The sequence below is a fragment of the Mycolicibacterium diernhoferi genome (genome assembly GCF_019456655.1).
GTDB classification, from domain to species: Bacteria; Actinomycetota; Actinomycetes; order Mycobacteriales; family Mycobacteriaceae; genus Mycobacterium; species Mycobacterium diernhoferi.
On sequence record NZ_CP080332.1, the window covers coordinates 1,199,118 to 1,222,626 of the forward strand.

25 protein-coding genes are annotated in these 23,509 nt (G+C 65.6%); 23 read left to right on the top strand and 2 right to left on the bottom strand.

From position 1 onward, the window contains the following. Nucleotides 1–45: 45 nt before the first annotated feature. From K0O62_RS05685 to K0O62_RS05785, 21 genes are all read left to right on the top strand, one after another. Nucleotides 46–918 (top strand): alpha/beta hydrolase, encoded by an 873-nt coding sequence (locus K0O62_RS05685; protein WP_073856241.1) that lies wholly within the window; start codon nt 46–48, stop codon nt 916–918. A 27-nt stretch (nt 919–945) separates the two neighbouring features. Next, on the top strand, nt 946–1,515 hold the full coding sequence (locus tag K0O62_RS05690) for an NYN domain-containing protein (protein WP_073856242.1): 570 nt from the start codon (nt 946–948) through the stop codon (nt 1,513–1,515). Nucleotides 1,516–1,545: 30 nt separating this feature from the next. Further along, nucleotides 1,546–2,595, top strand: coding sequence for an LLM class flavin-dependent oxidoreductase (locus tag K0O62_RS05695; RefSeq protein ID WP_073856243.1), 1,050 nt, complete (start codon nt 1,546–1,548; stop codon nt 2,593–2,595). Nucleotides 2,596–2,726: 131 nt separating this feature from the next. Next, entirely contained in the window at nt 2,727–3,707 is a 981-nt protein-coding gene (locus K0O62_RS05700; RefSeq protein WP_073856244.1) for an NAD(P)H-dependent flavin oxidoreductase, read from the top strand. A 257-nt stretch (nt 3,708–3,964) separates the two neighbouring features. Continuing rightward, nucleotides 3,965–5,602, top strand: coding sequence for a class I adenylate-forming enzyme family protein (locus K0O62_RS05705; protein WP_205870710.1), 1,638 nt, complete (start codon nt 3,965–3,967; stop codon nt 5,600–5,602). Nucleotides 5,603–5,690: 88 nt separating this feature from the next. Continuing rightward, entirely contained in the window at nt 5,691–6,137 is a 447-nt protein-coding gene (locus K0O62_RS05710) for a hypothetical protein (protein WP_073856246.1), read from the top strand. After that, the gene (locus K0O62_RS05715; RefSeq protein WP_073856247.1) at nt 6,134–6,832 is read left to right on the top strand and encodes an SDR family oxidoreductase; all 699 of its coding nucleotides are present in this window, start codon (nt 6,134–6,136) and stop codon (nt 6,830–6,832) included. Before K0O62_RS05710 ends, K0O62_RS05715 begins: the two co-directional genes overlap by 4 nt. Before the next feature lie 145 nt (nt 6,833–6,977). Continuing rightward, nucleotides 6,978–7,478, top strand: a complete 501-nt coding sequence (locus K0O62_RS05720; protein ID WP_131817395.1) for a hypothetical protein — start codon at nt 6,978–6,980, stop codon at nt 7,476–7,478. Between the two features lie 422 nt (nt 7,479–7,900). Beyond that, a complete protein-coding gene (locus K0O62_RS05725; RefSeq protein WP_073856249.1) occupies nt 7,901–9,070 on the top strand; it encodes an acyl-CoA dehydrogenase family protein in 1,170 nt (389 codons plus the stop codon). Between the two features lie 28 nt (nt 9,071–9,098). Continuing rightward, a complete protein-coding gene (locus tag K0O62_RS05730; protein WP_073856250.1) occupies nt 9,099–9,836 on the top strand; it encodes an SDR family NAD(P)-dependent oxidoreductase in 738 nt (245 codons plus the stop codon). 16 nt (nt 9,837–9,852) lie between these two features. After that, a complete protein-coding gene (locus K0O62_RS05735) occupies nt 9,853–10,833 on the top strand; it encodes an LLM class flavin-dependent oxidoreductase (RefSeq protein WP_073856251.1) in 981 nt (326 codons plus the stop codon). Nucleotides 10,834–11,004: 171 nt separating this feature from the next. Next, on the top strand, nt 11,005–11,685 hold the full coding sequence (locus tag K0O62_RS05740; protein ID WP_131817396.1) for a hypothetical protein: 681 nt from the start codon (nt 11,005–11,007) through the stop codon (nt 11,683–11,685). Nucleotides 11,686–11,730: 45 nt separating this feature from the next. Beyond that, entirely contained in the window at nt 11,731–12,132 is a 402-nt protein-coding gene (locus K0O62_RS05745) for a RidA family protein (protein WP_073856253.1), read from the top strand. 521 nt (nt 12,133–12,653) lie between these two features. Beyond that, entirely contained in the window at nt 12,654–14,114 is a 1,461-nt protein-coding gene (locus K0O62_RS05750) for a purine-cytosine permease family protein (RefSeq protein ID WP_073856254.1), read from the top strand. A 259-nt stretch (nt 14,115–14,373) separates the two neighbouring features. Beyond that, nucleotides 14,374–15,504 (top strand): acyl-CoA dehydrogenase family protein, encoded by a 1,131-nt coding sequence (locus tag K0O62_RS05755; protein WP_073856255.1) that lies wholly within the window; start codon nt 14,374–14,376, stop codon nt 15,502–15,504. 8 nt (nt 15,505–15,512) lie between these two features. Next, on the top strand, nt 15,513–16,544 hold the full coding sequence (locus tag K0O62_RS05760; RefSeq protein WP_079244422.1) for an acyl-CoA dehydrogenase family protein: 1,032 nt from the start codon (nt 15,513–15,515) through the stop codon (nt 16,542–16,544). A gap of 37 nt (nt 16,545–16,581) precedes the next feature. Beyond that, nucleotides 16,582–17,367 (top strand): enoyl-CoA hydratase-related protein, encoded by a 786-nt coding sequence (locus K0O62_RS05765; RefSeq protein WP_073856257.1) that lies wholly within the window; start codon nt 16,582–16,584, stop codon nt 17,365–17,367. Continuing rightward, nucleotides 17,368–18,525, top strand: a complete 1,158-nt coding sequence (locus K0O62_RS05770; protein ID WP_073856258.1) for a CaiB/BaiF CoA transferase family protein — start codon at nt 17,368–17,370, stop codon at nt 18,523–18,525. It begins immediately after the preceding gene. A gap of 79 nt (nt 18,526–18,604) precedes the next feature. Then, the gene (locus K0O62_RS05775) at nt 18,605–19,108 is read left to right on the top strand and encodes a flavin reductase family protein (protein ID WP_073856259.1); all 504 of its coding nucleotides are present in this window, start codon (nt 18,605–18,607) and stop codon (nt 19,106–19,108) included. 157 nt (nt 19,109–19,265) lie between these two features. Continuing rightward, nucleotides 19,266–19,889 (top strand): TetR/AcrR family transcriptional regulator, encoded by a 624-nt coding sequence (locus K0O62_RS05780; RefSeq protein ID WP_073856260.1) that lies wholly within the window; start codon nt 19,266–19,268, stop codon nt 19,887–19,889. Between the two features lie 39 nt (nt 19,890–19,928). Continuing rightward, nucleotides 19,929–20,900, top strand: a complete 972-nt coding sequence (locus K0O62_RS05785) for a calcium/sodium antiporter (RefSeq protein WP_073856261.1) — start codon at nt 19,929–19,931, stop codon at nt 20,898–20,900. Nucleotides 20,901–20,944: 44 nt separating this feature from the next. Here K0O62_RS05785 and K0O62_RS05790 read toward each other — a convergent pair whose 3' ends face one another. Further along, on the bottom strand, nt 20,945–21,088 hold the full coding sequence (locus tag K0O62_RS05790; protein ID WP_165636977.1) for a hypothetical protein: 144 nt from the start codon (nt 21,086–21,088) through the stop codon (nt 20,945–20,947). 81 nt (nt 21,089–21,169) lie between these two features. On the opposite strand from K0O62_RS05790, the gene K0O62_RS05795 reads away from it, so the two are divergent. After that, a complete protein-coding gene (locus K0O62_RS05795) occupies nt 21,170–21,919 on the top strand; it encodes a deoxyribonuclease IV (RefSeq protein WP_073856262.1) in 750 nt (249 codons plus the stop codon). Nucleotides 21,920–21,978: 59 nt separating this feature from the next. Next, nucleotides 21,979–23,064, top strand: a complete 1,086-nt coding sequence (locus K0O62_RS05800) for a phosphatase PAP2 family protein (RefSeq protein ID WP_073856263.1) — start codon at nt 21,979–21,981, stop codon at nt 23,062–23,064. A 71-nt stretch (nt 23,065–23,135) separates the two neighbouring features. On the opposite strand, the gene K0O62_RS05805 is transcribed toward K0O62_RS05800, so the two are convergent. After that, nucleotides 23,136–23,471: a cupin domain-containing protein gene (locus tag K0O62_RS05805; protein WP_234800076.1), complete on the bottom strand. Its 336-nt coding sequence runs from the start codon at nt 23,469–23,471 to the stop codon at nt 23,136–23,138. Between the last annotated feature and the right edge of the window lie 38 nt (nt 23,472–23,509).

A 23,509-nucleotide genomic window follows, 5' to 3' on the forward strand; every position in this document is an offset into this window, starting at 1 on the left:
CCCTCGCCCTCTTTCCCGAAACGCGGCGCCCCTTAGGAGAAAACAATGCGCTTCAACAAGCTTCCCGGTACCTCGTATCAAGATCCCGCCGAGATCGATGTCCAACTCGATCTGATCTACCACATGTGGGATCTGCCGCAGTACACGGATTTCTGGCAGGCCGAGAGCGCCCAGGCAACGGCGGAGCTCAAGCCAATCGAAGATATCCGCGTCGGCACCCGTGACGAAGAGCGCATCGACGTGTTCAAGGCCGCCAAGCCGAACGCGCCGATCGTGATCTTCGTCCACGGTGGTTGGTGGATGATGTGCACCCGCAAGTTCTTCACCTGTGTGGCGCGGGGCTTGAACGAACGCGGCTACACCGTCATCATCAGTGACTACGCGCTGACCCCGAAGGTCGGTATCCCCGATATCACCAATGCCACCCGCGCCGCCGTCATCTGGGCGTACGAGAACGCCGAGAGCATCAACGGCGACAAGGAACGCATCTTCGTCACCGGTCATTCCGCAGGCGGTCATCAGACCGGCATGATCGCCATCACCGACTGGTCGCACTTCGGCGTCCCGCAGGATGTCGTCAAGGGCGCGGCCCCGATCAGCGGCGTGTTCGACCTGCGTCCGTTCCAGTACAGCTGGTTGCAGGATCGGCTCCAGCTGTCCACCGAATCGGCACTGTTGGAGAGCCCGCTGTTCCACATCTCGGATGCTGTACCCCCGAATTTCGTGATCCTGGGCGATGAGGAGTCGGTCGAGTTCCACACCCAGTCGGAGAAATATCACCAGGCCCTGCTCGACGCCGGGCACCAGTCGAAACTGCTTGCAGTTCCTTACGGGGACCACCAAACCGTTCTGCAGACGCTGATCGACCCCGAGTCCGAAATGACCCAAGAGCTGGACGATTTCTTTCGCGGCTGCTGAGCGACAACTCTCGAACCGGAGGACACCATGAGCAAGACTTCTGTATTCATCGACGGCGGCCGCTTCTACGACGCGATCCATGCGCGTGCCTGCTCTGTCGACATCGACTACGCGGCCCTGATGCGCACCGTTGCGGGCGCCGCTGAACTGGCGAACCTGAACTTCTACCTGAGCCCGATCCTCGCGGACGTGTACCCGGCACGGACCCGGCATCACCAGGCCGTGCTCGACATGGTGGCCGATCAGGGCTTCACCGTGAAGAAGGGGCGCACCGAGGTCGTCTACTCGACTTACCAGGAGCGTGGCATCGAGGGCTGGATGTCCGCGGACATTGTGCGGGATGCCGCCGGCACCGATGCGGACACCATCCTCGTCGTGAGCCAGCGACCCGAGCTGGTTCCGGCTGTGCAGGCGGCCCGTGAAATGGGTAAGCGCGTCGAGGTCGCGTTCTTCACCAACAAGTTCGACCCCACCCCGACCGAACTCTCCGACGCCGCCGATGCGTTCAAGGAGATCACGGTGCACGACATCCTGTCGGTGCCGTGGATCGGCCCAGACCCGCACCGGGTGCGCGCAGCATTGCGCCCCGGCGCCTGATCACACACGTAGAGAACGGAATTCAGAGTCATGAAGTGGAGCATCATCCAGGAGGCCGATCGCACCTCCAGTACCAACGAAGAGCGTTACCACGAGGTGCTCGACGAGGTAGCACTCGCCGACAAGATGGGCTTCCACGCCTACGGATGCTCGGAGCAGCACTTCTTCGCGCCGAAGTTCACGGTGTCGGCGCCTGAGGTGCTCTACGGGGCCATCGCCATGCGGACCGAGCGCATCATCATCCGGCCGATGATCGCTGTCCCGATGACCTGGCATCATCCGATCCTGATCGCCGAGCGTCTTGCCGCGGTGGACATGTTGTCCCATGGGCGTACCGAATTCGCCAGCGGGCGTGGTGTCAACGCGAACACCCTCAACATCTTCGGTGTCGATCCGGAGGACACCCGGGAGATCTACGCCGAGGCGGCGGATGCGCTCGAGGCGATCTTCGACAACCCCGACGAGGCAGAGCACCACGGTAAGTACTGGGATTTCCCGAAGGTGCAGGTCATTCCGCAGCTCAAGGACCAGCGGTACCCACGGATGTCGATGGCGGCCAGCAGCTTGGGGTCCCATGAGATCGCCGGTGAACGTGGTTACGGCGTCATCGCCTTCGAGAACTTCTTCGGTTTCGGGTTCCTGCAGGACAGCATCGACACCTACAAGAAGGCGATCGCCCAGACCAAGGTCGCCCCGGAACGGGTCAACAACCGCGTCGGCCTGTGTGTGGGTGCCGCGTTCTGCGGTACCACGACCGAGAGGGCCCGCGAGCAGTCCGGGCAGGAGGTTCTCGACTACTTCGAGATGGCGGTCGGTGTCTATCGGGATGCGCAGGACAGTCCGGCGTTCAAGCACCTGAACATTGCCGGGCTGCTGGGACGGATCGGCGATCTGGATTGGTTGGTGGACAACACTTCCGGAGTGATGCTCGGTGATCCCGACTACTTCATCCGCCGGGCCGGGAAGCTGGCGGAGATGGGCGTCGACGAGATCGTGTTGCGGATCGACGGGATCCCGCACGAAGACATCATGGAGACCATCGAGCTCATCGGGCGCGAGGTCATCCCCGCAACCTCGTAGCGGTCAGCGCAACTGACCGGTCTACGCGGATGGAGGTCCGCCGGCAGCCGACGTCGTCTGCCGGCGGACCTTCTTCGTGTTGAACAACTTTCAGTCATGACCGCGCGTGCCGTGCGGGAAAGGAGAGCCAGATGTTGGAGACACGTTTCACCCGGGAGTTCGGAATCGAGCACCCGGTGGTGTGCGGAGGCATGACCGGTGTCGGTACCGCCCCGCTGATCGGTGCGGTCGCGCAGGCCGGCGCCCTCGGATTCCTGACCGCACTGACCCAGCCGACGCCGGAAGCCCTCACCGCCGAGATCGGCCGGGTGCGGGATCTGACGGACAAGCCGTTCGGTGTCAACCTGACCATCCTGCCCACGGTCAAGCCGGTGCCCTACGACGAGTACGTCGCGGCCATCATCGAAGCCGGCGTGCGCATTGTCGAGACGGCGGGGGCCAACCCCGCACCGTATATGCCGACCTTCAAGGCAGCCGGGGTCAAGGTCGTGCACAAGGCGGTCGCCGTCCGGCATGCACTCAAGGCCCAGTCGCTGGGCGTCGACGCGGTCAGCATCGACGGCTTCGAATGCGCCGGGCACCCTGGGGAAGAGGACATCCCGGGTCTGATCCTCATCGCGGCGGCCGCCAGCAAGCTGGATTGCGTGCTCATCGCCTCCGGCGGGATCGCCGACGGACGCGGTCTGGCCGCGGCGTTGGCGCTGGGCGCGGACGCGGTGAACATGGGCACCCGCTTCGTGGCCACCGACGAAGCGCCGGTGCACCAGAGCGTCAAGGACCAGATCGTCCGCAACGACGAACGTGCCACCCAGTTGATCTTCCGGGAATTCCGCAACACCGCGCGGGTGGCGCGCAACAAGGTCTCCGAGGAGATCGCCGAGATCTCCCGGCGCCCGGGCGCCACCTTCGACGACATCGCCCACCTGGCATCCGGGGAGCGGGGCCGCCGCGCGGTCCTCGCCGAGGGAGATGTGGACGGTGGGTTGTGGTGGGCCGGGCAGTCGCAGGGCTTGATCGACGCCGTGCTCTCCGTCCAGGAGGTTGTGGACTCGGTGGTCACCGATGCGCACCAGGTGATCGCGGAAAGGCTTCCGGCGCTGGTCAGGGGCTGAGGCAGCGGCCGAACTTGTTGAGGTCATGAAAGTCGGCAACCGATGTTTGGCGACTTCGGACGTAGCCGCGCCAAGTAGGTGTCCATACCGTTGGACGGCAAAGTCGGTGCTCCTTGTCCAGGTGTGAGGCCCGATGTGTGTGAAGCCTGTTGGCTGCGGAGAAAGAGAGAGGGGCGTGACTCATGGCGCAGACACCGTCTCCGAGTGAGCGTAGAGCGGCGTTGGAAGCCCGATTCCCGACCTGGGAACCGCGGCCCATGCATGAGTGGCTGGCCCGGGTCACCGAAGAGTTCGGTGACCGGGAGTTCATCGTCACCGACGAGCGGACCTTCACCTATCGCCAGATGCTGCAGTGGTCCCGCGACGTGGCTGCTGGGCTGGCGACCCGGGGGATCGGCAAGGGCGACCACGTCGCCGTGGTGATCGGCAATTACCCCGAGTATGTGGCGGTCAAGTTCGGGATCAGCGCCCTCGGTGCGGTGATCGTCCCAGTCAACACCATGTACCTGCGGGACGAATTGGCTTTCGTGCTGCGGGATTCCCGGGCCAAGGCCCTGATCACCATGACGGCGTTCCGTACCCAGGACTACCTGGGCATGCTGGACGAAATCGCACCCGGCTGGGATGCCGACGGTGCCGGTGACGCGCTGCCCGATCTGCGGTTCATCGCCCAGTTCGAGGCGATGGCCCCCGCCCGGCCAGGTGTTCCGACGATTGCCGATGTCGCCAGGTGGGGACGGACGGCCGCAGTGCCACCCGTGCAGATGAGTGCCGCAGACGTCAGCGTCATCTTCTACACCTCCGGCACCACCGGCTCGCCCAAGGGTGTGCTGTGGAGTCACGACGCAGAGGCCCGGGTGGGCTACGGAGGGGCGCTGTCGCGGGCATTCGGCGACGGTTGGCGTGTGCAGACGGCGCTGCCGCTGTTCCACGCGTTCGCCAACAACGAAGGTCTGCACGCGTCGATGTTCGCCGGTGGCGCCTTCATTCCGCGACAGAGCTTCGAAGTCGAGGACTTCGTGTCGTCGATCGTGCGGCACCGGCCCACCGAGATGGTGACGGTTCCGACGATGGTGGTGGCGCTGTGCGAATCGGAGTCGGCCGCCGCGGCGGACACCAGCTCGCTGGTGGGGCTGATGTGCGCGGGTGCGCCGGCGCCGGTCTGGTTGTGGGAGAAGGCCATCGAGCTCTTCGGAGTGGAAGAGCTGACCACCGGTTTCGGCATGACCGAAACGGGCGCCGGGCCGGTGTCTTCGCGGCCGGAAATGGGCATCGAACACGTTGCCACCACCGTCGGCCAACCCAAGATGGGTGGGGTGGCGGCCACGCCGGGGATGGACGGACTGCTCAGCGAGGTGCGCACGGCGGACCCGGTGACGGGCGACTTTCTTCCGGATGGTGTTGAAGGTGAGTTGATCTCGCGGGGTCCGACCAATGCGTTGGGATATTGGCAGCGCCCGGAGGCCACCGCCGAGACCTTCCGGGACGGTTGGGTGTTCACCGGCGATCTCGGACGGGTCCTGGCGGACGGATCGATTGTCCTGACGGGTCGCAAGAAGGAGATGATCCGTTGTGGTGGCGAGAACTTCGCGCCCAAGGAAGTCGAGGAACTGTTGTCCGGCCACCCCGCGGTGAGTCAGGCTTTTGTCGTCGGCGTGCCGGACGTGAAGTGGGGCGAGATCTCCTGCGCCTGGATCGTGCCGGACGCCGGCGCGACCGCCACCGCAGATGAATTGATCGAGTTCTGCCGGGACAAGCTGGCTGCCTTCAAGCGGCCCCGGCTGGTGTATTTCATCGCCGCGGAGGATCTGCCCAAGACGCCGACCGGCAAGGTGAAGAAGTTTGTGCTGGCCGATATGGCCGCAAAGGAGTCTGCCCAGGTGGCGGCCGGCTGACCGGCACCGCTGAATAGGGCGCTTACACGTGTAGCGCAATAACACACCAACCAGTCGGAATATAGACTGTCGGGAAGGCAGGAACACAATGAAGGTACGGGTCCCCTATGGCCCCCTCGCCCAGGGGCTGGCACCGCTGGGCGGTGCGGACGGCGATATCAGCGATGGTCTGGTGTTCGCGCCGGCTCCGGTGAACTCATGGGATGAAGCCGAAAGCGAACTGGTCGACGTCTTCGAGTTGTCGAAGCAGGCGATCTTGGCGCATGCGCCGGTGGTCTACCTGGTCGAGACGGCTGCAGTGCTGGGCCGGGCGTCGGTGCTGAACTCCTCGGTGGCTACCGGGCTCGTCGGTGCGGCAAGGATTTTCGCCTTCGAGGGTAAGCGAACCGATGACTACGCCACCGTCATCTCGTATGACGCGGGCCAGCCGGCAAGCACCATCGTCGAGGCTGTGCAATTTGTCATGTCCACCCGCTCAGCGCTCGGCCAGGTGGTCTCGCTGGGCACCGAGCACGTAGGGGCGATGCTTCCATGAAACTCGCTGTCATCACCGGAGGGGCCCGGGGTATCGGCCGTTCGATCGCCGATGTGCTGGACGCCGAAGGATACAAGCTGTTGTTGGTGGACGTCAGCGACGCCGTCGACGGGGCCGCCGCCGAACTCGGTGCCCTCGCCGTGCGCGCGGATATCTCCACCCGCGAGGGCGTCAACGCCATCGTCACCGCCGCGGAAGAGTCCGGCGCCGAGCCCGCCCTGCTGGTCAACAACGCCGGCATCACCCGAGATTCCTTGCTGCGCAAGATGGACGAGGCGGCATTCCGCGCGGTTGTCCGGATCAACCTCGGCGGAACCATCGCGCTCACCGAAGCCCTGGCGCCCAAGATGTGCGAGGGCAGCGCCGTGGTCAACATAAGCTCACGCGCGCAGCTCGGTAACGTCGGCCAGTTCAACTACGGTATCGCCAAGGCCGGACTGATCGGCGCGACACGGGCGCTGGCATTGTCGTTGGCGCCGCGCACCCGGGTCAACGCGGTGGCACCCGGTTTCACCGAATCCGAGATGACGCTGGCAATGCCGGAGCAGGTGCGCGAACGCATCATCAATTCGATTCCGGTCGGGCGGGCCGGCAAGCCGGTGGACATCGCCAATGCAGTGGCGTGGCTGGGCTCGGATCGGGCCGGCTACATCAACGGTCAGGTCCTCTACGCCTGCGGCGGCCGGACCTTCTGACCTGCCGGTAACTCGGGCGGGGATCGTGCGACTCGACGAAATCCGACGACCATTTTGGCTCGTTCATCTGAGTCGGGCGATCCCCACTTTCCGTAGCGTCCAAGGAACCCGACGGAACGAAAGACTGCGAGATCGAGAGGTGAAGATGAGCGCTGCATTGGCCGAGGATCTTCGTTGCTCCGCCACCAGATTGTCGGAGACAGCGTTTCACTTCCCGGAATCGAACTCACTGATCAGATCGCCGGTCACCAGCGGCGCCGGTGTGGGTGACGTCGTGCTGGACGCCCCCGACCTGGCGACGGCACAGCGTGAACGGCGACGGATCCTGTCTCGGTCCACCGACGAGGTGCCGGCCGTCATGCTCAAGATCGAGGCCGTCCTCGCGGACACCTTCGGCGAGGCCCGGATCAAATCGGCCGAGCCTGCTTGTTCGCAGGGGACGACGCCGCGCACCATCCGCTATGTCGGGACGGCAGTCGGGTTGGCGGGGCTCATCGCCGATATCGCCGCTGCCGATGTCGCCGACGGCGTGGTAATCGTGTCGTTGCCGATGTCGGAGCCGCCGACCGCAGTGGTGCAGGAAACCCTCCCGTGGCTGGAGCAGCGCAACCTGATCGAGTCGGTCTCGAGTGTGAGCGTGTCTTAGGGTCGGCGATGTTCATCAGTAGCGGCAGGAAGCGATGAAAGTTCAGCAGGGCCTCACCGACTTCGATTGGGGCCTGGTAGCTTTCGTTGCACAATGGGCGCGGTACGGAGGACCTGAACCGGAGGAGGTCCTGCCGAGGTTCGGGATGAGCTGTGTCCGTATGCGCGAACACCTCGAACACATTCTGCAGTATGTGAGTCGCCATCCCATCCCGCTCAGCCCCGAGCAGAAGGACTCTGTCGCTCGGGCGCAGCGTTGGTTGGCAACGCTCGACGCAGCGTCGCCATACGGTGCCCCGGCCCGTCCCGAGTCGGTATCGGCAGACCCACTGGCGGCACCCGGCGCTCCGACCATGCAGCGGGGAGTATGGCGTTGGCGCTGACGCGCACCGGTACCCGTTCACCGATATCAAGGAGAGACCAATGTCCACGCTGGCCGAGTTGATCACGGAAACAGTCGAGTTCATCCGCACCGAGGTACTGCCGATCGACGATGCGCACGACGGGGACGTCGAGGCGGCCGGTGGTGAGAATCTGCGGATACGACTGCAGGCGAAGGCCCGGGAGCGGGGCCTGCTCACCCCGCACGCACCTGCCGAGTTCGGGGGCCACGGTCTGAACATGAGTGACCGTGCCCCGGTCTTCGAGGCGGCCGGCTACTCCCTGTTCGGGCCGATGGCCGTCAATGTCAACGCCCCCGACGAGGGCAACCTGCACCTCTTGGCGCATGTGGGAACCGCGTCGCAGCGTGAGCGGTACCTGCGCCCGTTGGCGGAGGGCCGGCACCGGTCGGCGTTCGCGATGACCGAACCCGCACCCGGCGCGGGCTCGGATCCCGGCGCGCTGCTGACCCGCGCGGAAAGGGCAGACGGTGGGTGGCTGATCAATGGCCGCAAGAGATTCATCACCGGAGCAGACGGCGCCGGATTCTTCATCATCATGGCCCGAACCAGTGGCGAGCCGGACAGCGCTCAGGGCGCCACCATGTTTCTTGCCCCGGCGAGTACCCCCGGGATCTCGATCGACCGGCATGTCAACACCATCGACCGCTCGATGCTGGGTGGCCATTGCGAGATGACGTTCACCGATGTCCGAGTCTCCGACGACGACGTCCTGGGTGAGGTCGACCAGGGATTCCGCTACGCACAGGTCCGCCTGGGGCCGGCGCGGATGACTCATGTGATGCGCTGGACGGGGGCCGCGCAGCGGGCGCATGAAACCGCGGTGGCCTATACCGCCGGTCGCCAGGCCTTCGGAGCACGATTGTCCGACCTGGGGATGGCTCAGCAGATGATCGCCGACAACGAGATCGACCTCGCAGCAACCCGTGCGCTGCTGCGTGAGGCGTGTGCAGAGTTGGATGCCGGGGGACGTGCCTCCAAAGCGACGTCCATTGCCAAGACCTTCGCAGCGGAGGCCCTGCACCGGGTCACCGACAGATCCGTGCAACTGTGCGGAGGACTGGGGGTCTCCAGCGACCTGCCGGTGGCGAAGATCGCGCGTGAACTCCGGCCGTTCCGAATCTATGACGGACCGTCCGAGGTGCACCGATGGTCCATCGCCAAACGCGCTGTCCGGCAGTACGGTTCGTGAAACGACTAATGCAGACGTGGGGAGACGAATGATGAGGTCCGCACTGATAACGGGCGCATCCCGCGGTATCGGCCGGGGTATCGCCATGGAACTGGCCGGCCAGGGCTTCGGCCTGACCGTCACCGCACGCCGGGAGCAGGATCTCAAGGACCTGGCGGCAGCGCTGAAGGACAATGGTGCACCCGAGGTCCATTATCGGACAGCAGATCTGGTCGATCGGGAAGCGTCGGCTGCTGTCGTGGCCGAACATCAACGGTGCTTCGGTACCCTCAACGCGCTGGTGCTTTCCGGTGGCGTCGGCACCGCGGGTCCGATCGGGGACCTGCCGGCGCACCGCTTCGACAAGACCTTCGCGGTCAACGTCGACTCCGCGATGGCCATCATCCAAGCGGCGCTGCCGATGCTGCGCGCCGGTGCGGAAGCAGACCCGACGCACGGCTCTCGAGTGATCGCGCTGGCCTCGATCACCGGTGTCTATGCCGAGCCGAACCTGGCCGCCTACGGGGCCGCCAAAGCCGCCCTGATCTCGTTGATGGAGACCCTGAACGCAGAGGAGTCAGCCCGCGGGGTGATGGGCACTGCCATCGCTCCGGCGTTCGTCCAGACCGACATGTCGGCATGGACCACCGATACCGTTCCCGCGGACAGCATGATTCAGGTTTCCGACATCGTCGCGGTGGTCCGCATGCTGGTGGACCTCGGCCGGACCGCGTCGATCACCAAGATCGTCGTGGGCCGCAGCGGTACCAGCGGCTACCAGGCGTAAGAAGGGAGGACCAGTCGTGGACGTCGGACTCTTCCTGAACACCCAGTGGCACAAGCACGAGACGGCATCAGTTGCTGACATCACCGCTCAGGCGAACGCCGCGCGCGACGCCGGCTTCGATTCGGTCTGGCTGCCGCATCACTACCTGACCGAACCAATGCAGATGATGCAACCGTTCACCCTGCTCGGGTATCTGGTGCCCGAAACCGGGAACATGTTGCTCGGCATGGACATCCTGCTGCTGCCGATGCTCAGCCCCACGATGGTCGCCGAGGAGTGGGCGACCCTCGATGTTCTCAGCGGGGGGCGGGCCGTGCTGGGCGTCGGCATGGGGGCGCGTCCGGAAGAGTTCGAGGCCATGGGGGTTCCTCGCCGTGAGCGCGCACCGCGGATGGCCGAGAGCGTGGAGCTGATCCGGCGGTTGTGGACCGAGGACCGGGTGACGTTCAAGGGCAGGTTTTACAGTGTGACCGATGCCGGGATCGGCCTGCGCCCGGTGCAGCCGGGTGGGCCGCCGATCTTTATCGCGGCCATGGCCGATGCGGCCGTGGACCGGGCTGCGCGCATCGGCGACGGCTGGTTGATCGCTCCGAACGATGATCTCGGCAAAGTACAGGGCCACGTGCAGACGTATCGGGAGGCATTGCGACGCCACAACCGGCCGTCGACGACGCCGGTCAGACTGACCCGGGAGTGCTACATCGGCACCGATCGGGCCCGCGCGTTCGAGGAGTGTCGTCCGGCGCTGGAAGCGAAGTACCAGGCGTACGTGTCGTGGGGATCAGTCAAGGCTTTCGGCGGTGAAAAGCAGCTGTCCTTCCAGGATTTCGCGAGGGACAGGTTCTTGATCGGGGACGAGGCTTCGGTGCGGGATGACATCGCACGATATGCCGAGACTCTCGGCGTGGATCAGTTCATCATGCGCACGCAGTGGTTGGGCTTACCGATCGACAACGCCATCGGCACCATCGAGGCGCTGGGACGCATATTCGCTTGAGCGGCGGGCTTCTCGAGTTGGGTGAAGGCGCCGACGTCATTTCAGCCGCTTCGTGTGTAGCGGTGAAATCGGCGGCGTTCCTACGCTGAAAGCCCAGGTTCGCACGGCAAGGGTCAGTATTCGACCGGCGTGCGACCCGCTTTCTGCGAGGAAAGGCCGGCTGCTGTGGCGTTGACGATCTGGACATTCTTACCGGGGGAGCAGGCGGTTTCTGCTGCCGACCTCCAGCAGGCCAAGGAGTCCGTCCTGTCCTGTGCGCCGGCGGGGTCACGGGTTCAGGCCCGCGGAATCGACGAGCACTTCATGTTGTTCGACGTGGCGGTGGACCCGAGTCGACCGACCTTCGGAGACGAGCTGGGAAACGATCACCCGGCCCGCATCGCCGTTACCATCTGGCTGCCCGACGGTATCGAAGATCCCGAGGTCCGCGCCATGGAGACCCTCGATCGTCTGCACGGCCAAGATCCCGCCCCGCTGGCATCCGCGGTGTGTGACAGCCAGTTCCATCTCGACATCACCGAGGTCACGGGGGAGCCCAGCGCGCACGTCGTGATCCTGCTGACGAAGGCAGCCCACACGTCACGCGACGAGGCGATCTGGCACTACCGCAGCCACCATGTGCCGATGGCAAAATCACTGCAGCCCTTCTACACTCGCTATTCGACCCACCGGGCACTGCACGTTCGCGGAGACTTCCCCGAAGACGGCATCACCGTCCAGGAGTTCCCGTCGCGGGATGCCATGACGCGGCACATTCAGAAGCGGTTCGAACCCGACGATGATTCCTTCCAGGATCTCGCCAACTTCTTGTCCAAAGTCGACTTCTACACCGGAGAACACTTCGTTCTGTAGGTCGATGCGGCATGGGTACAGCACATCGGAAAAGGAAGAGGAGCCGTGACAGTCACTACCATCAACCCCCAAGGTCTCAAGCAACCCGACAATTTTGCCCAGGTACGGATCGGCACGGGCACCAAGCTGGTCGTGCTCGCCGGGCAGGTGGGGTATGCCCAGGACACCTTCGAGATGCCCGACGGTTACCGGGCCCAGATGCGTCAGACCATCCTCAATGTGGCGCACTCACTGAAAGCCGGTGGTGCACAACTCGACGACCTGCTCCGGTTGACGGTCTACGTCGTAGATCTCAACGAGTCGAACAAGCCGGAGGTCTGGGCCGGATACCTTGAGGGCCTGAAGGAATCCGGTTTGCCGGCGGCCGCCATGGCGATGATGGGTATCTCGTCGCTGGCCGGCCCGGAGTATCTCGTCGAGGTCGAGGCGATGGCTATCGCCGACTGACCTTCGGGTCACCTGCGCTGGAGTCCGGCGGGTGTGTCCTGCACCCGCCGGACTCCAGTGCACCGAACGTCGGCGTCCCGCTGATCGCCAGCGGCTCGTCCTGATCAGCCCGGTAGGCGAAGCCTCCGGGCTCATTGTCGTGCCTTCGATTCGACCGTCGAAATCGCCTGATGGACAGGCGATCTGCGGCGCAGCGGTGCGCTCTGATCAATTTTGCGCTACCGGTTGACAGGCCTGTAAACCCCTCCTAATGTGTCCTCCACCACATACGGACCGGTACGTATGCGGGGCAACATGTGGCGTAGTCGGGGAGAGGTTCCCCACGATCCGTCGCGACCGTCGAACTACCGGGTCTGGCCACGGACCGCCGTCACCGCGCGACGTGTAACCCACCATCTCAGTCCGGTTTGGCATCGGCGCCATCCCTCGCGGATCAGGAATCAACAGGAGGAATCTGTGCTCACCACTCGGACCCGGAGTCTCGACGGCCTCGGGATCAACAGCGTCGCGGGAGCCGGCCGATGAGTCAGGTCATCGAGCAGCGGTCCATCGACCACATCCCGGCGAACGAGCGGTACGGGAAGCCCACGAACCAGTTCACGCTCTGGTTCGCGACGAACATGCAGGTGTCGAACGTCGCATACGGCGCAGTGCCGATCTTCCTCGGTCTCCCGGTGCACTGGGCGATCGTCTCGATTGTCGTCGGCCACGTCATCGGCGGCGCGCTCATGGCGCTGCACTCGGCGCAAGGCCCCAAACTGGGTATCCCGCAGATGATCCAGAGTCGGGCGCAGTTCGGCTACGTGGGTGCCACCTTGCCGATGGTTGTCGTGTTCATCATGTTCGCCGGCTTCAACGCTGCCTGCTTGGTGCTGACCGGGCAGATGCTGAGCACCCTGATCGGGGTGAGCGTCGACATCGGCATCGTGATCGGGACGATCGGTATCATCCTGTTGCCGATTTTCGGTTACAAGATCCTGCATGCGTGCCAGAAGTGGGTTTCGCTGATCGCCGGCGTCGCCTTCGTCATCATGTCCTTCAACCTGCTGCGCAACTACGGCTTTGGCGATGCCGGCAGTGGAGAGTTCTCCTGGGGCATGTTCGTGCTGTCGGTCGCCATCATGGTCACCTACCAGCTCTGTTACGCGCCGTACGTCGCCGATTACTCGCGTTACCTGCCTGAGGACACTTCGACCAGGAAGACGTTCTGCTTCACGTTCGCCGGCACCGTGACGGCCTGCGTCTGGACGTTCTCCTTCGGCGCCATCGCGGCGTCGGCGGCTACTGACGCGTTCGCCGGTGGGAACGTCGACTTCATCGTCGGCCAGGCCGGGTTCGCCATCCCGTTGTTCCTGTTGATTCTGATCATCAGCAACACGGCGGCACCCGGGTTGGGCGTCTACGCCTGCTTCATGTCGGCAATCACGATCGTCACGACGTTCTTCAAGGTGCGGATCAGCTTCCCGGTCAAGGCCGTTGGCATGACCCTCATCGGTTTGTCGGCCATGCTGCTGGCCATTCTTGGACGCGAGAATTTCCTCGGTAATGTGTCCGCGTTCATCGCGATCCTCGGTTACTTCATGGTCCCATGGACGGCCATCAACCTGGTGGACTTCTACCTGGTGCGCAAGGAGCGGTATTCGATCCCGGACATCTTCAACCCCGATGGTCGTTATGCGGGCATCGACTGGCGCGCGATGTCGGCCTACCTCATCTCCATCGCTGCCTCGGTTCCGTTCATGAACACTGAGATGTATGCCGGTCCCTTTGTCGAGCCCCTGGGCGGGATGGATCTGGCCTGGTTGGTGAGCCTTGTCGTCAGTGCGGTGTTGTTCTACTGGAACATGCAGCGGTACCCGGTGCGGCGCGGCTTCATTGCGCATCTGGGTGATGCGCCGGCCGTGCAGGGCGCGAAAGCGTCCGGCAACGACTCGAAGTCGGCGGCGGGTGACGAGCTGGAATCGGTGGGCGACGCTCCCTGACGATCTCGATGACAAGGTGGTAATGACCCGGGCGCGAAGGCGTCTCGGGCATTACCGCCTTTCGCGCTGAGGCCATGCGTGGCCATCGGCGAACTGAGCGTTGATCGGGAAGGGGCGTGTGCTAGATTGGCCGACATACCGACCGGTACGTAGGCGGTGTTGTGTCTCAGATCGTGCTTCGAGCGAATTGCGGCCCAGCTCTTGTGAGTTCGGTGGGCAACGCCCAATCACGGTTGCTCGACAGCAGAGAGGAATTCACATGCGAACGACATTGGTGCCCGCGGCGGTGGGGACGCCGGAGCTGCGGGAACTCCGCGCCGAGGTGCGGGCCTTCCTGCAGGAGTCGATCGCCAACGGCGTCTTCGTCCCGAAGGCGGACTCGTGGCAGTCCAGCATCAACACCGACTTCAGCCGGATGCTCGGCGAGCGCGGCTGGATCGGCATGACCATCCCGAAGGAATACGGCGGGCACGGCCGGAGCGCGCTGGAGCGGTTCGTGGTCACCGAGGAACTGCTCGCCCATGGCGCGCCGGTGGCGGCCCACTGGATCGCCGACCGGCAGATGGCGGCCTCCATCCTCAGCCATGGCACCGAGGAGCAGAAGCAGAAGTACCTGCCCGGCATCGCCCGCGGCGAACGGTACTTCGGGATCGGCATGAGCGAACCGGACTCGGGCTCCGACCTGGCCTCGGTACGCACCCGGGCCACTCGCGACGGGACCCGCTGGCGGATCAGCGGCACCAAACTGTGGATGACATCGGCGCACGTGGCCACCAACATGATCGTGCTGGTGCGCACCGACGAGGGCGAGCGGCACCAGGGCCTGTCCCAGTTCGTGGTCGATCTGCCCAACCCCGGCATCCAGATCAACCCGATCATCACCGTCGACGGTGAGCACCACTTCAACGAGGTCGTGTTCGACGACGCCATCCTGGAGGCCGACGCCCTGCTCGGCGAGCGCGGCGCGGGCTGGCGGCAGGTGACCGGAGAACTGGCCAACGAACGGTCCGGACCCGAACGCCTGCTGAGCCCCTTCCCGCTACTGGCCGAATGGGCCAAGAACGTGGATGCCGACGACGCTCCGGCCACTCTGGAACTCGGCCGGCTGTTCTCCCGGGTGATGATGCTGCGCCAGATGTCACTCGGCGTGGCACGCAAGCTGGCCGCAGGCCAGCAACCAGCGCTGGAAGCAGCACTGGTCAAGGATCTCGGCACCACCTTCGAGGGCGACCTGGTCGAGACGGTGCGCCGGATGGCGATGACCGAACCGCTCAGTGGGACAACGGCATACGACAAGCTGCTCGCCGACGGCATCCGGCATTCGCCGGCCTTCACCCTCCGCGGAGGCACCAACGAAGTGCTCCGCTCCATCATCGCGAAGGGACTGTGAGCGCACCCATGACCGATACACACGAACACCTCGACGACCTCCGCGACGCCGCCAAGGGCGTGGTCGCCAGCCACCTGGCGGTCGACGCGCATCCCGATCAGTCCCTGGACCGGGCGCTGTGGGACGAGTTGGAGACCCTCGGGTTCATCGGCCTGTGCGCACCGGAATCGGTCGGCGGATCCGACGGTGACCTGCTGGACGCAGCCACGGTGCTGACCGAGCTGACCACGGCGCGGATTCCCTACGCCGAGGCGGCATTCCTCGCCGCGCCGGCGCTGGCCGAGGCCGGCCTGAAGCTGCCCACCGGCCCCTTCACCGCCGGCTGGGCCGAGCTGACCGTCGACGGCGACGATGTCAGCGGGCAGGTGCAGCGCGTCGCCTACGCCCGCGACTGCGCATCGCTGGTGCTGCTGGGCACCGGTGCCGCCCCGACGCTGTATGTCATCGACCTGACGGCGGCCGGGGTGAGCATCACCAACGGCGAGAACCTCGCCGGTGAACCGCGCGACACCGTGTCGCTGGAGCAGGTGACCCCGATTGCCTCGGCGCAACTCGGCGAGGCAGCGGTGCTGAATTGGGAACTGCGCGGGGCATTGTCGCGGTCGGTGGCCTCGGCGGGAGTCGCGGCGGCCATCGTCGACCAGACCGTGCAATACGTCTCCGAGCGCGTCCAGTTCGGCCGCGCCCTGATCAAGTTCCAGGTGGTCCAGCACTCCGTGGCGCGGATGGCCGCCGATGCCGCCGCCATGCAGGTCGCTGCGACGTCGGCGACACTGGCCATGCTCGAGGACCCCTCGACGGCCGAGCCGATGGTCGCCATGGCCAAGGGCGAAACCGCCATTTTGTCGCGTCCGGTCAGTGCCGCGGCGCACCAGGCGCACGGGGCTATCGGCTTCACCCAGGAGCACGTGCTCGGCGCCCTGACCGCTCGCCTGTGGGCGTGGCGGGATGAGTTCGGCAACGAGCGCTACTGGCATCAGTGCCTCGGTGAGCAGGCTCGTGGACAGGACCTGTGGCAGCTGATCACGGGGCAGAAGTAGCCGGCACGAGTCGGCACCGACAAGAAGGAAGACCGGCATGAGTGACGAACCGCGCGTCGACGTCAGTTTCGACAACGGCATTGCACGACTGACGCTGAACAACCCGAAACGCAAGAACGCCATCACCATCCCGATGACGGAACAGATCGCCGAGTTCTGCCAGCGGGTGGAGACCGACTCGTCGATCGGTGCGGTGATCGTCGACTCCGAGGGCAGCTACTTCTGCAGCGGCGCCGACACCCGCGATCTAGCCGCGAACTCCGCAGAACCGGCGTCCCCCGGGGCGGTGGCCCGCACGTCCGCCGTCTACGGATCGTTCGTGCGGGTCGGGATGCTGCCGGTGCCCACCATCGCGCTGGTCAAGGGCGGCGCTGTCGGCGCCGGACTGAACCTCGCGATGGCCGCCGACATCATGCTGGTCACCCCGGATGCCGTGCTGGACAGTGGATTCCTGGCGCGCCGCATCCATCCGGGCGGTGGGCACCTGCGGATGCTCGGCCGTTCGATGGGCTACCAGCAGTCCGTCGCGATGGCCGTCTGCGGTGCGGCGCTCTCCGGTGAGGACGCCGTCGCCCGCGGCTTCGCTTGGGCCGCCCTGCCCGCCGAGGAACTGCTAGACGCGGCTCTGGATCTGAGCCGGCTGCCGGCCGCCGATCCCGAACTGGCTCGCCGCATCAAGCTGTCGGCGACGGTCGAACTGGAGAAGGGGATGTCCTGGGCGGCGGCCGTCGAGGTCGAGCGTGGCGTCCAGATGTGGTCGCTGGGCCGCAAGGGCGAGAAGGCCTGGGAGCAGAAGCCGGATAAGCCCAAGCCCGGGCAGTAGATGACGGGGCCGCTGTCCGGAGTCAAGGTGCTGGATTTCTCCAGCACCTTCTCCGGGCCTTTCTGCACACGGCAACTCGCCGACCTGGGTGCCGACGTGCTCAAGGTCGAGGCGCCGGGCGGCGATGTCACGAGAAACCTCGGCACCAGCCGCGAACCGGGACTCGGATCGGTGTTCGTCGCGGGCAACCGTGGCAAGGAGAGCATTGTCCTGGATCTCAAGGACGATTCCACCCGCGAAACCATCGACGGACTGATCGGCCAGGCCGACGCCATCGTGCACAACATGCGGCCCACGGCCGCGGAGAAACTCGGTATCGGGGCCGAGCGGGCTCTGCGGCTCAATCCGCGTGTGGTTCACCTGTGCATCACCGGGTACGGCACCGACGGTCCCTACGGGGAGCGACCCGCCTATGACGACACCATCCAGGCCTTGAGCGGATTGGCCTGGCTGCAAGGCCTGCACACCGAACCGACCTATGTGGCCACCGCGATCGCGGACAAGGTGGCCGGATTGACCGCGGCCATGGCGCTCACCGCCGCGCTCTACAACGTCGAACGCACCGGCGTAGGGCAGGCGGTCGAGGTGCCCATGTACGAGACCATGGTCGGGTTCAATCTGATGGAGCAGTGGGGAGGGCGGGCATTTCTTCCGCCCATGGGTGACACCGGATATGCCCGGATGCGATCGGCATATCGGCGTCCGTACCGGACCAGTGACGGCGTCATCGCCGTGGTGGTCTACCACGAAGGGCACTGGCGCCGATTTCTCGATGCGGTCGGGCAGGGCCACCTGCTGGAGCTCGAAGAGTTCCGTACGGCGAAGGCCCGCAACGACAACATCGATACCTTGTACGAACTGCTCTCCGTCGAGATGGCCACCCGGACAACCGCTGAGTGGCTGAGCCTGCTGGAGGCCCTTGACATACCGGTGGCGCGAGTTCAGGCACTCGACGATCTGTTCGAGGATGAACACCTGCGCGCCGTCGACTTCTTCCAGGAATGCGGGGAGGGCGACGATCGCTATCTCGCGGCGCGGCCTGCTGTCCGGTTCAGTGCGACACCGGCCCCGGAGGCGCGCGATATGCGGTCGGCCGATCGATTGGGTGCGGTCGATCCACTCGCGCCCAGGTGGGCATCTGGAACGGACTCCCGGTAGAGCCGCGTCCGCGGTGGGTTGTGGGTCGGGGAGAAGCCGATTAACATACCAACCCGTCGGTATAATGTGAGGAGAGGTCATGATTGCGACGAAAGCGTCCGATCCGTGCTGGTTCCGCAATGTGCTCGGGCAGTACCCCACCGGGGTCTGTGCCGTCACCGCCACCGAACCCGACGGCGGCCGTGCGGGTTTCGTGGTCGGTTCCTTCACCTCGGTGTCGCTGGATCCGCCGCTGATCGCGTTCTTCCCCGACAAGTCGTCGACGAGTTGGCCGCGCATCCAGCAGGTCGGCCGCTTCTGTGTCAACGTCCTGAGCGCCGAGCAGGAGTTCGTCTGCCGGCAGTTCGCGGCCAAGGGTGGGGACAAGTTCGCCGGAATCACGTTCCGGGAGAGCGGTTCCGGGTCGCCGATCATCGACGGTGCGGTGGCCTGGATCGACTGCGAGCTCGGTGACGTCCACGAAGCCGGCGATCACTACGCGGTGTTCGGCAAGGTGCTCGATCTCGGCATGGCCGACGGCGAGACCCCGCTGGTCTTCCTGCAGGGCGGGTACGGACGCTTCTCGGCACTGCCCACGGTCTAGATCGACCGGACCCGGTGCGATTTCCGCACATGGCACCCTGCTCGCCGACTCGGTGTGGTCGACACGCGATATCTAGTGGTATGCGTATGCCCTGTTCATTCCGACTGATAGGAATGTAACGTTCGATCGAACATCTGGTGGCTGGGGAGAAGGCGATATGGCGAAAGCGCGCGGCAAGCTTGCGGGATCGACACCGCGCGTCCGCGACCCTGACGCAACCAGATCGGCGTTGCTGAAGAGCGCGGTGAAGCTGTTCGCCCAGAACGGATACGACGGTACCTCGGTGCAACAGGTGGTCGATGACGCTCAGCGCACCAAGGGAGCGTTCTACTACTACTTCGACAGCAAAGAAGACCTGCTCCAGAGCATCCACGACGATTCGGTCGGTCTGCAGCTCGACCTCATCCATCAGGTTCTCGAACGCGATGAGCCGGCCGATGTCCTGCTGAAGGCACTCGTGGTCGAGGTGCTGATGGAGCCCATGGGCGTCTACCAGTCCGAGATCGCGGTGTTCACCCACGAACTCCGGCGGTTGACGGGCAAGGGATTCGAAGGAGTCCTCGCCAAGCGCGACGAGTTCGAGCAGTGCGTGGTGGAACTCATCGAGCGCGGCATCGAGGCCGGCATCTTCAAAGATCTAGGCCCGCCGCGCCTGCTGGCCTTCGGCATCATCGGCATGTGTTCGTGGAGCCTCAACTGGCTCAGGCCCGACGGGGCGTTGTCCCCGCGCGAGATCGGAGAGATGTTCGCCGAGATGTTGGTATCGGGCCTCAAGGCCTGACCGAGCTCCCCATGCGACCGTTCGGTTAGGCTCGGCGCGATGATGATCGACGCGGCCTGGTTCCTGGCGGGCTTGGTGGCCTTGATCTTCGGTGCCGAGATCATGGTCCGCGGCGGCGCGGAAGTGGCGGCGCGACTGGGCATCAGCCCCATCGTGATCGGCCTGACCGTCGTCTCCATCGGCACCAGCCTGCCCGAACTCGCGGTCGGCGTGGTCGCGGTGCAGGAGGGCAGCGGGGCGCTGGCGGTCGGCAACATCGCCGGCACCAACGTCGTCAATCTGCTGTTGATCCTCGGGTTGAGCGCGCTGATCGTCCCGCTGGCGATGGCCGGGCGCACCCTGCGCTTCGAACTGCCGGTGATGGCGGGCGCGGCGGTGCTGATGCTGGTGCTCTCGCTGGACGGCAAGCTGACCCAAACCGACGGCCTCATCCTGGTGGCCGGCGCGGTCGCCTACACCGTGGCGCTGATCCGGGCGACGCGCCGCGAAACCGCCGCCGTGGTCCACGAATACGACGAGGAATACCCGCCCGAGGTGGGCACCGTGCGCACCCGTACCCCGCTGCACGTGGCCATGATGATCGGCGGGATCGCCGTCGTGGTGATCGGCGCCGACTGGCTGGTCGACGGTGCGGTGGGGATGGCGCGCAGCTTCGGCATCTCCGACGCGCTGATCGGATTGACCGTGGTGGCGATCGGCACCTCCGCGCCGGAACTGGTGACGACGGTGGTCTCCACGATCCGCGGTAACCGCGACATCGCGATCGGCAACCTGCTCGGCAGCAGCATCTACAACATCCTGCTGATCCTGGGGGCCACCTGCCTGGTGGCTTCCGAGGGACTGGCGCTACCGGCCAGCCTGGTCCGGATCGACATCCCGGTCATGGTGGCCGTCGCACTGGTCTGCATCCCGATCTTCGTGTCCGGCCGCCGGGTCAGCCGCGGGGAGGGTGGCGCGATGGTCGGCGCCTACCTGGCCTATCTGGCTTTCCTGCTGATCACCCAGTCCTAGCGGGTTTCGGCGCGGTCGCGCGAACGCGCCGAAACCGCAGCGGGTCAGGACTGTCGGCGCTGCTTGCGGGCCTCGCGCTGGTATTTCACCAACGCCACCAGCGCCTTGGGGTTGCGGGCCAGCGCGACGGCGGCCTGTGCGCCCATCTTGACCTTCTGGCCGAAGGTCGGGTTCTGCTGCGGTTCCACCAGGAGCCTCTCGTCGATCTTGATTGTCGTCCTGCACCCTAGCCCGGCCGGGGCGTCGGACCGCGCGCCTAGACTGGCCCCGTGCTCATCGGATCCCATGTCAATCCCGAAGACCCGATCGCCGCGGCAGCCGCCGAGGGCGCTGATGCGGTGCAGTTCTTCCTCGGCAATCCGCAGAGCTGGAAGAAACCCAAGCCGCGCGAGGACGCCGAGGTGCTCAAGGCCTCCAGCGTGCCGCTCTACGTGCACGCGCCCTATCTGATCAACGTCGCCTCGGCGAACAACCGGGTCCGGATCCCGTCCCGCAAGATCCTGCAGGACACCTGCGATGCGGCCGCCGAGATCGGCGCCACCGCCGTCATCGTGCACGGCGGGCACGCCGACGACAACGACATGGACGCCGGTTTCGAGCGCTGGGTGAAGGCGCTGGACGCCCTCAATACCGAGGTGCCGGTCTATCTGGAGAACACCGCGGGCGGCGACCACGCCATGGCGCGGCACTTCGACACCATCGCCCGGTTGTGGGATCACATCGGCGACAAGGGCATCGGGTTCTGCCTGGACACCTGCCACGCCTGGGCGGCCGGGGAAGCCCTGATCGACGCCGTCGAGCGGATCAAGGCCATCACCGGGCGCATCGACCTGGTGCACTGCAACGACTCCCGCGACGCCGCCGGGTCCGGAGCGGACCGGCACGCCAACTTCGGCACCGGGCAGATCGACCCGCAACTGCTGGTCGCCGTGGTCAAGGCGGCCGACGCCCCGGTGATCTGCGAGACCTCTGAAGAGGGCCGCAAGGACGACATCGCCTTCCTGCGCGACAACCTCTGACGCGACACCGGCGTTGCGGCAGACGGTCGGTGACAGGAAGGTGAACTAGGCTCCGTTTCGTGGCCACGATTGACGAGGACCAGTCAATCACCGTTGCCGCGCCCCCAGAATCCGGTCGTCGCGCCCAGCGTCTGCGTTATCTGCGCTACGCCGCGGTCACCGTCTGGGCGGTCATCGTCGTGTGGCGCACGGTCACGGACGGATTCGCCTTCAACCGGGAACTGGTGCTGGTCTACATCAGCACCGGGCTGATGGCGGCCAGCATCGGCCAGGGCCGGCGGATGCTGCACGTGATCCGGGACTGGCTGCCGTTCGCATTGCTGCTGATCGCCTACGACCTGACCAGGGGCGCGGCCGACCTGGTCGGCAGGCCGACCCTGTGGCACTGGCAGGCCGACGTCGACCGCGCGATGTTCTTCGGAACGATGCCGACGGTGTGGCTGCAGGAGCGGCTCAAACTGCCCGAACCCCCGTTGTGGGAGGTCGTGATGAGCACGGTCTACATGTCCTTCTTCGTCCTGCCGTACGTCATCGCCGGGGTGCTGTGGCTGCGCAACCGCGACGAGTGGAAACGTTTCGTCCAGCTGTTCGTCGGTTTGAACATTGCCGGGCTGGTGATCTACACCCTGGTGCCGGCCGCCCCGCCGTGGGCGGCGGCGCGCTGCACCGCGGCGGACGTTGCCGACGGCCCATCCGGTCCGGCCTGCATGTTCCGGTCGGCGCGCGAGGCGCCCGACGGCGGCGTGCTCGGTGCGATGGCAAGCGTCCGGGACGGCGCAAACGACTGGATCGAACGCATCGTCGGCCGCGGCTGGCGGGCGCTGGATCTGCACACCGCGACCGCCCTGCTCGACCAGGGGCAGGCCAGCGTCAACCTGGTCGCCGCGATCCCGTCCCTGCACGCGGGCATGTCGGCGGCACTGGCGGCCTTCCTGTGGAACCGGCTGAGCCGCCGGTGGCGTCCGGGGCTGGTGGCCTACCCGCTGGTCATGGCGTTCACGCTGGTCTACACCGCCGAGCACTACGTCATCGACATCCTGCTGGGCTGGGCGCTGGCCGCGGCGGTGATCTATGCCCTGCACGCCTATGAGCGGCGCAAGGCCTCGGCGGCGACGGCGCGCAGTGCGGTCGCCGCGACACCCTGACACGACATCACCGCACGCTCCCGGCCACGAACTGCTTGCTGCGAACGGACGCGTCGGACCTAGGGCAGGGTCTAGGTCAGGTAGATCTTGCGCAGCGTCTCGGTGACGGTCCAGGTGGTCTCGGCCCCGGCGGCCAGACGGCCGATATCGCCGGCCCGAAGCCGCAGGCTCGGGGAGCCGTCGGCGAATTCGACGGTGGCGGCGCCGGAGAGCACCACGAAAACCTCATCGGCCTCGATGTCGGTCATGGTGCCGACCGACATCTCCCAGACGCCGATCTCGAGTCCGCCGAACTCTGTGAGCGCCGTTGCCGCGGTGCTCGGATCGCCGGTGACGGACTGATCGGCGGGCACCGGCTCGTGGGTGAGGGCGAGGTCGGCGGCATGGATGACGGTGTTGGGCTGCACCGCACGAGTATGCACTGTGTTACGCATCTTGTGCGGTT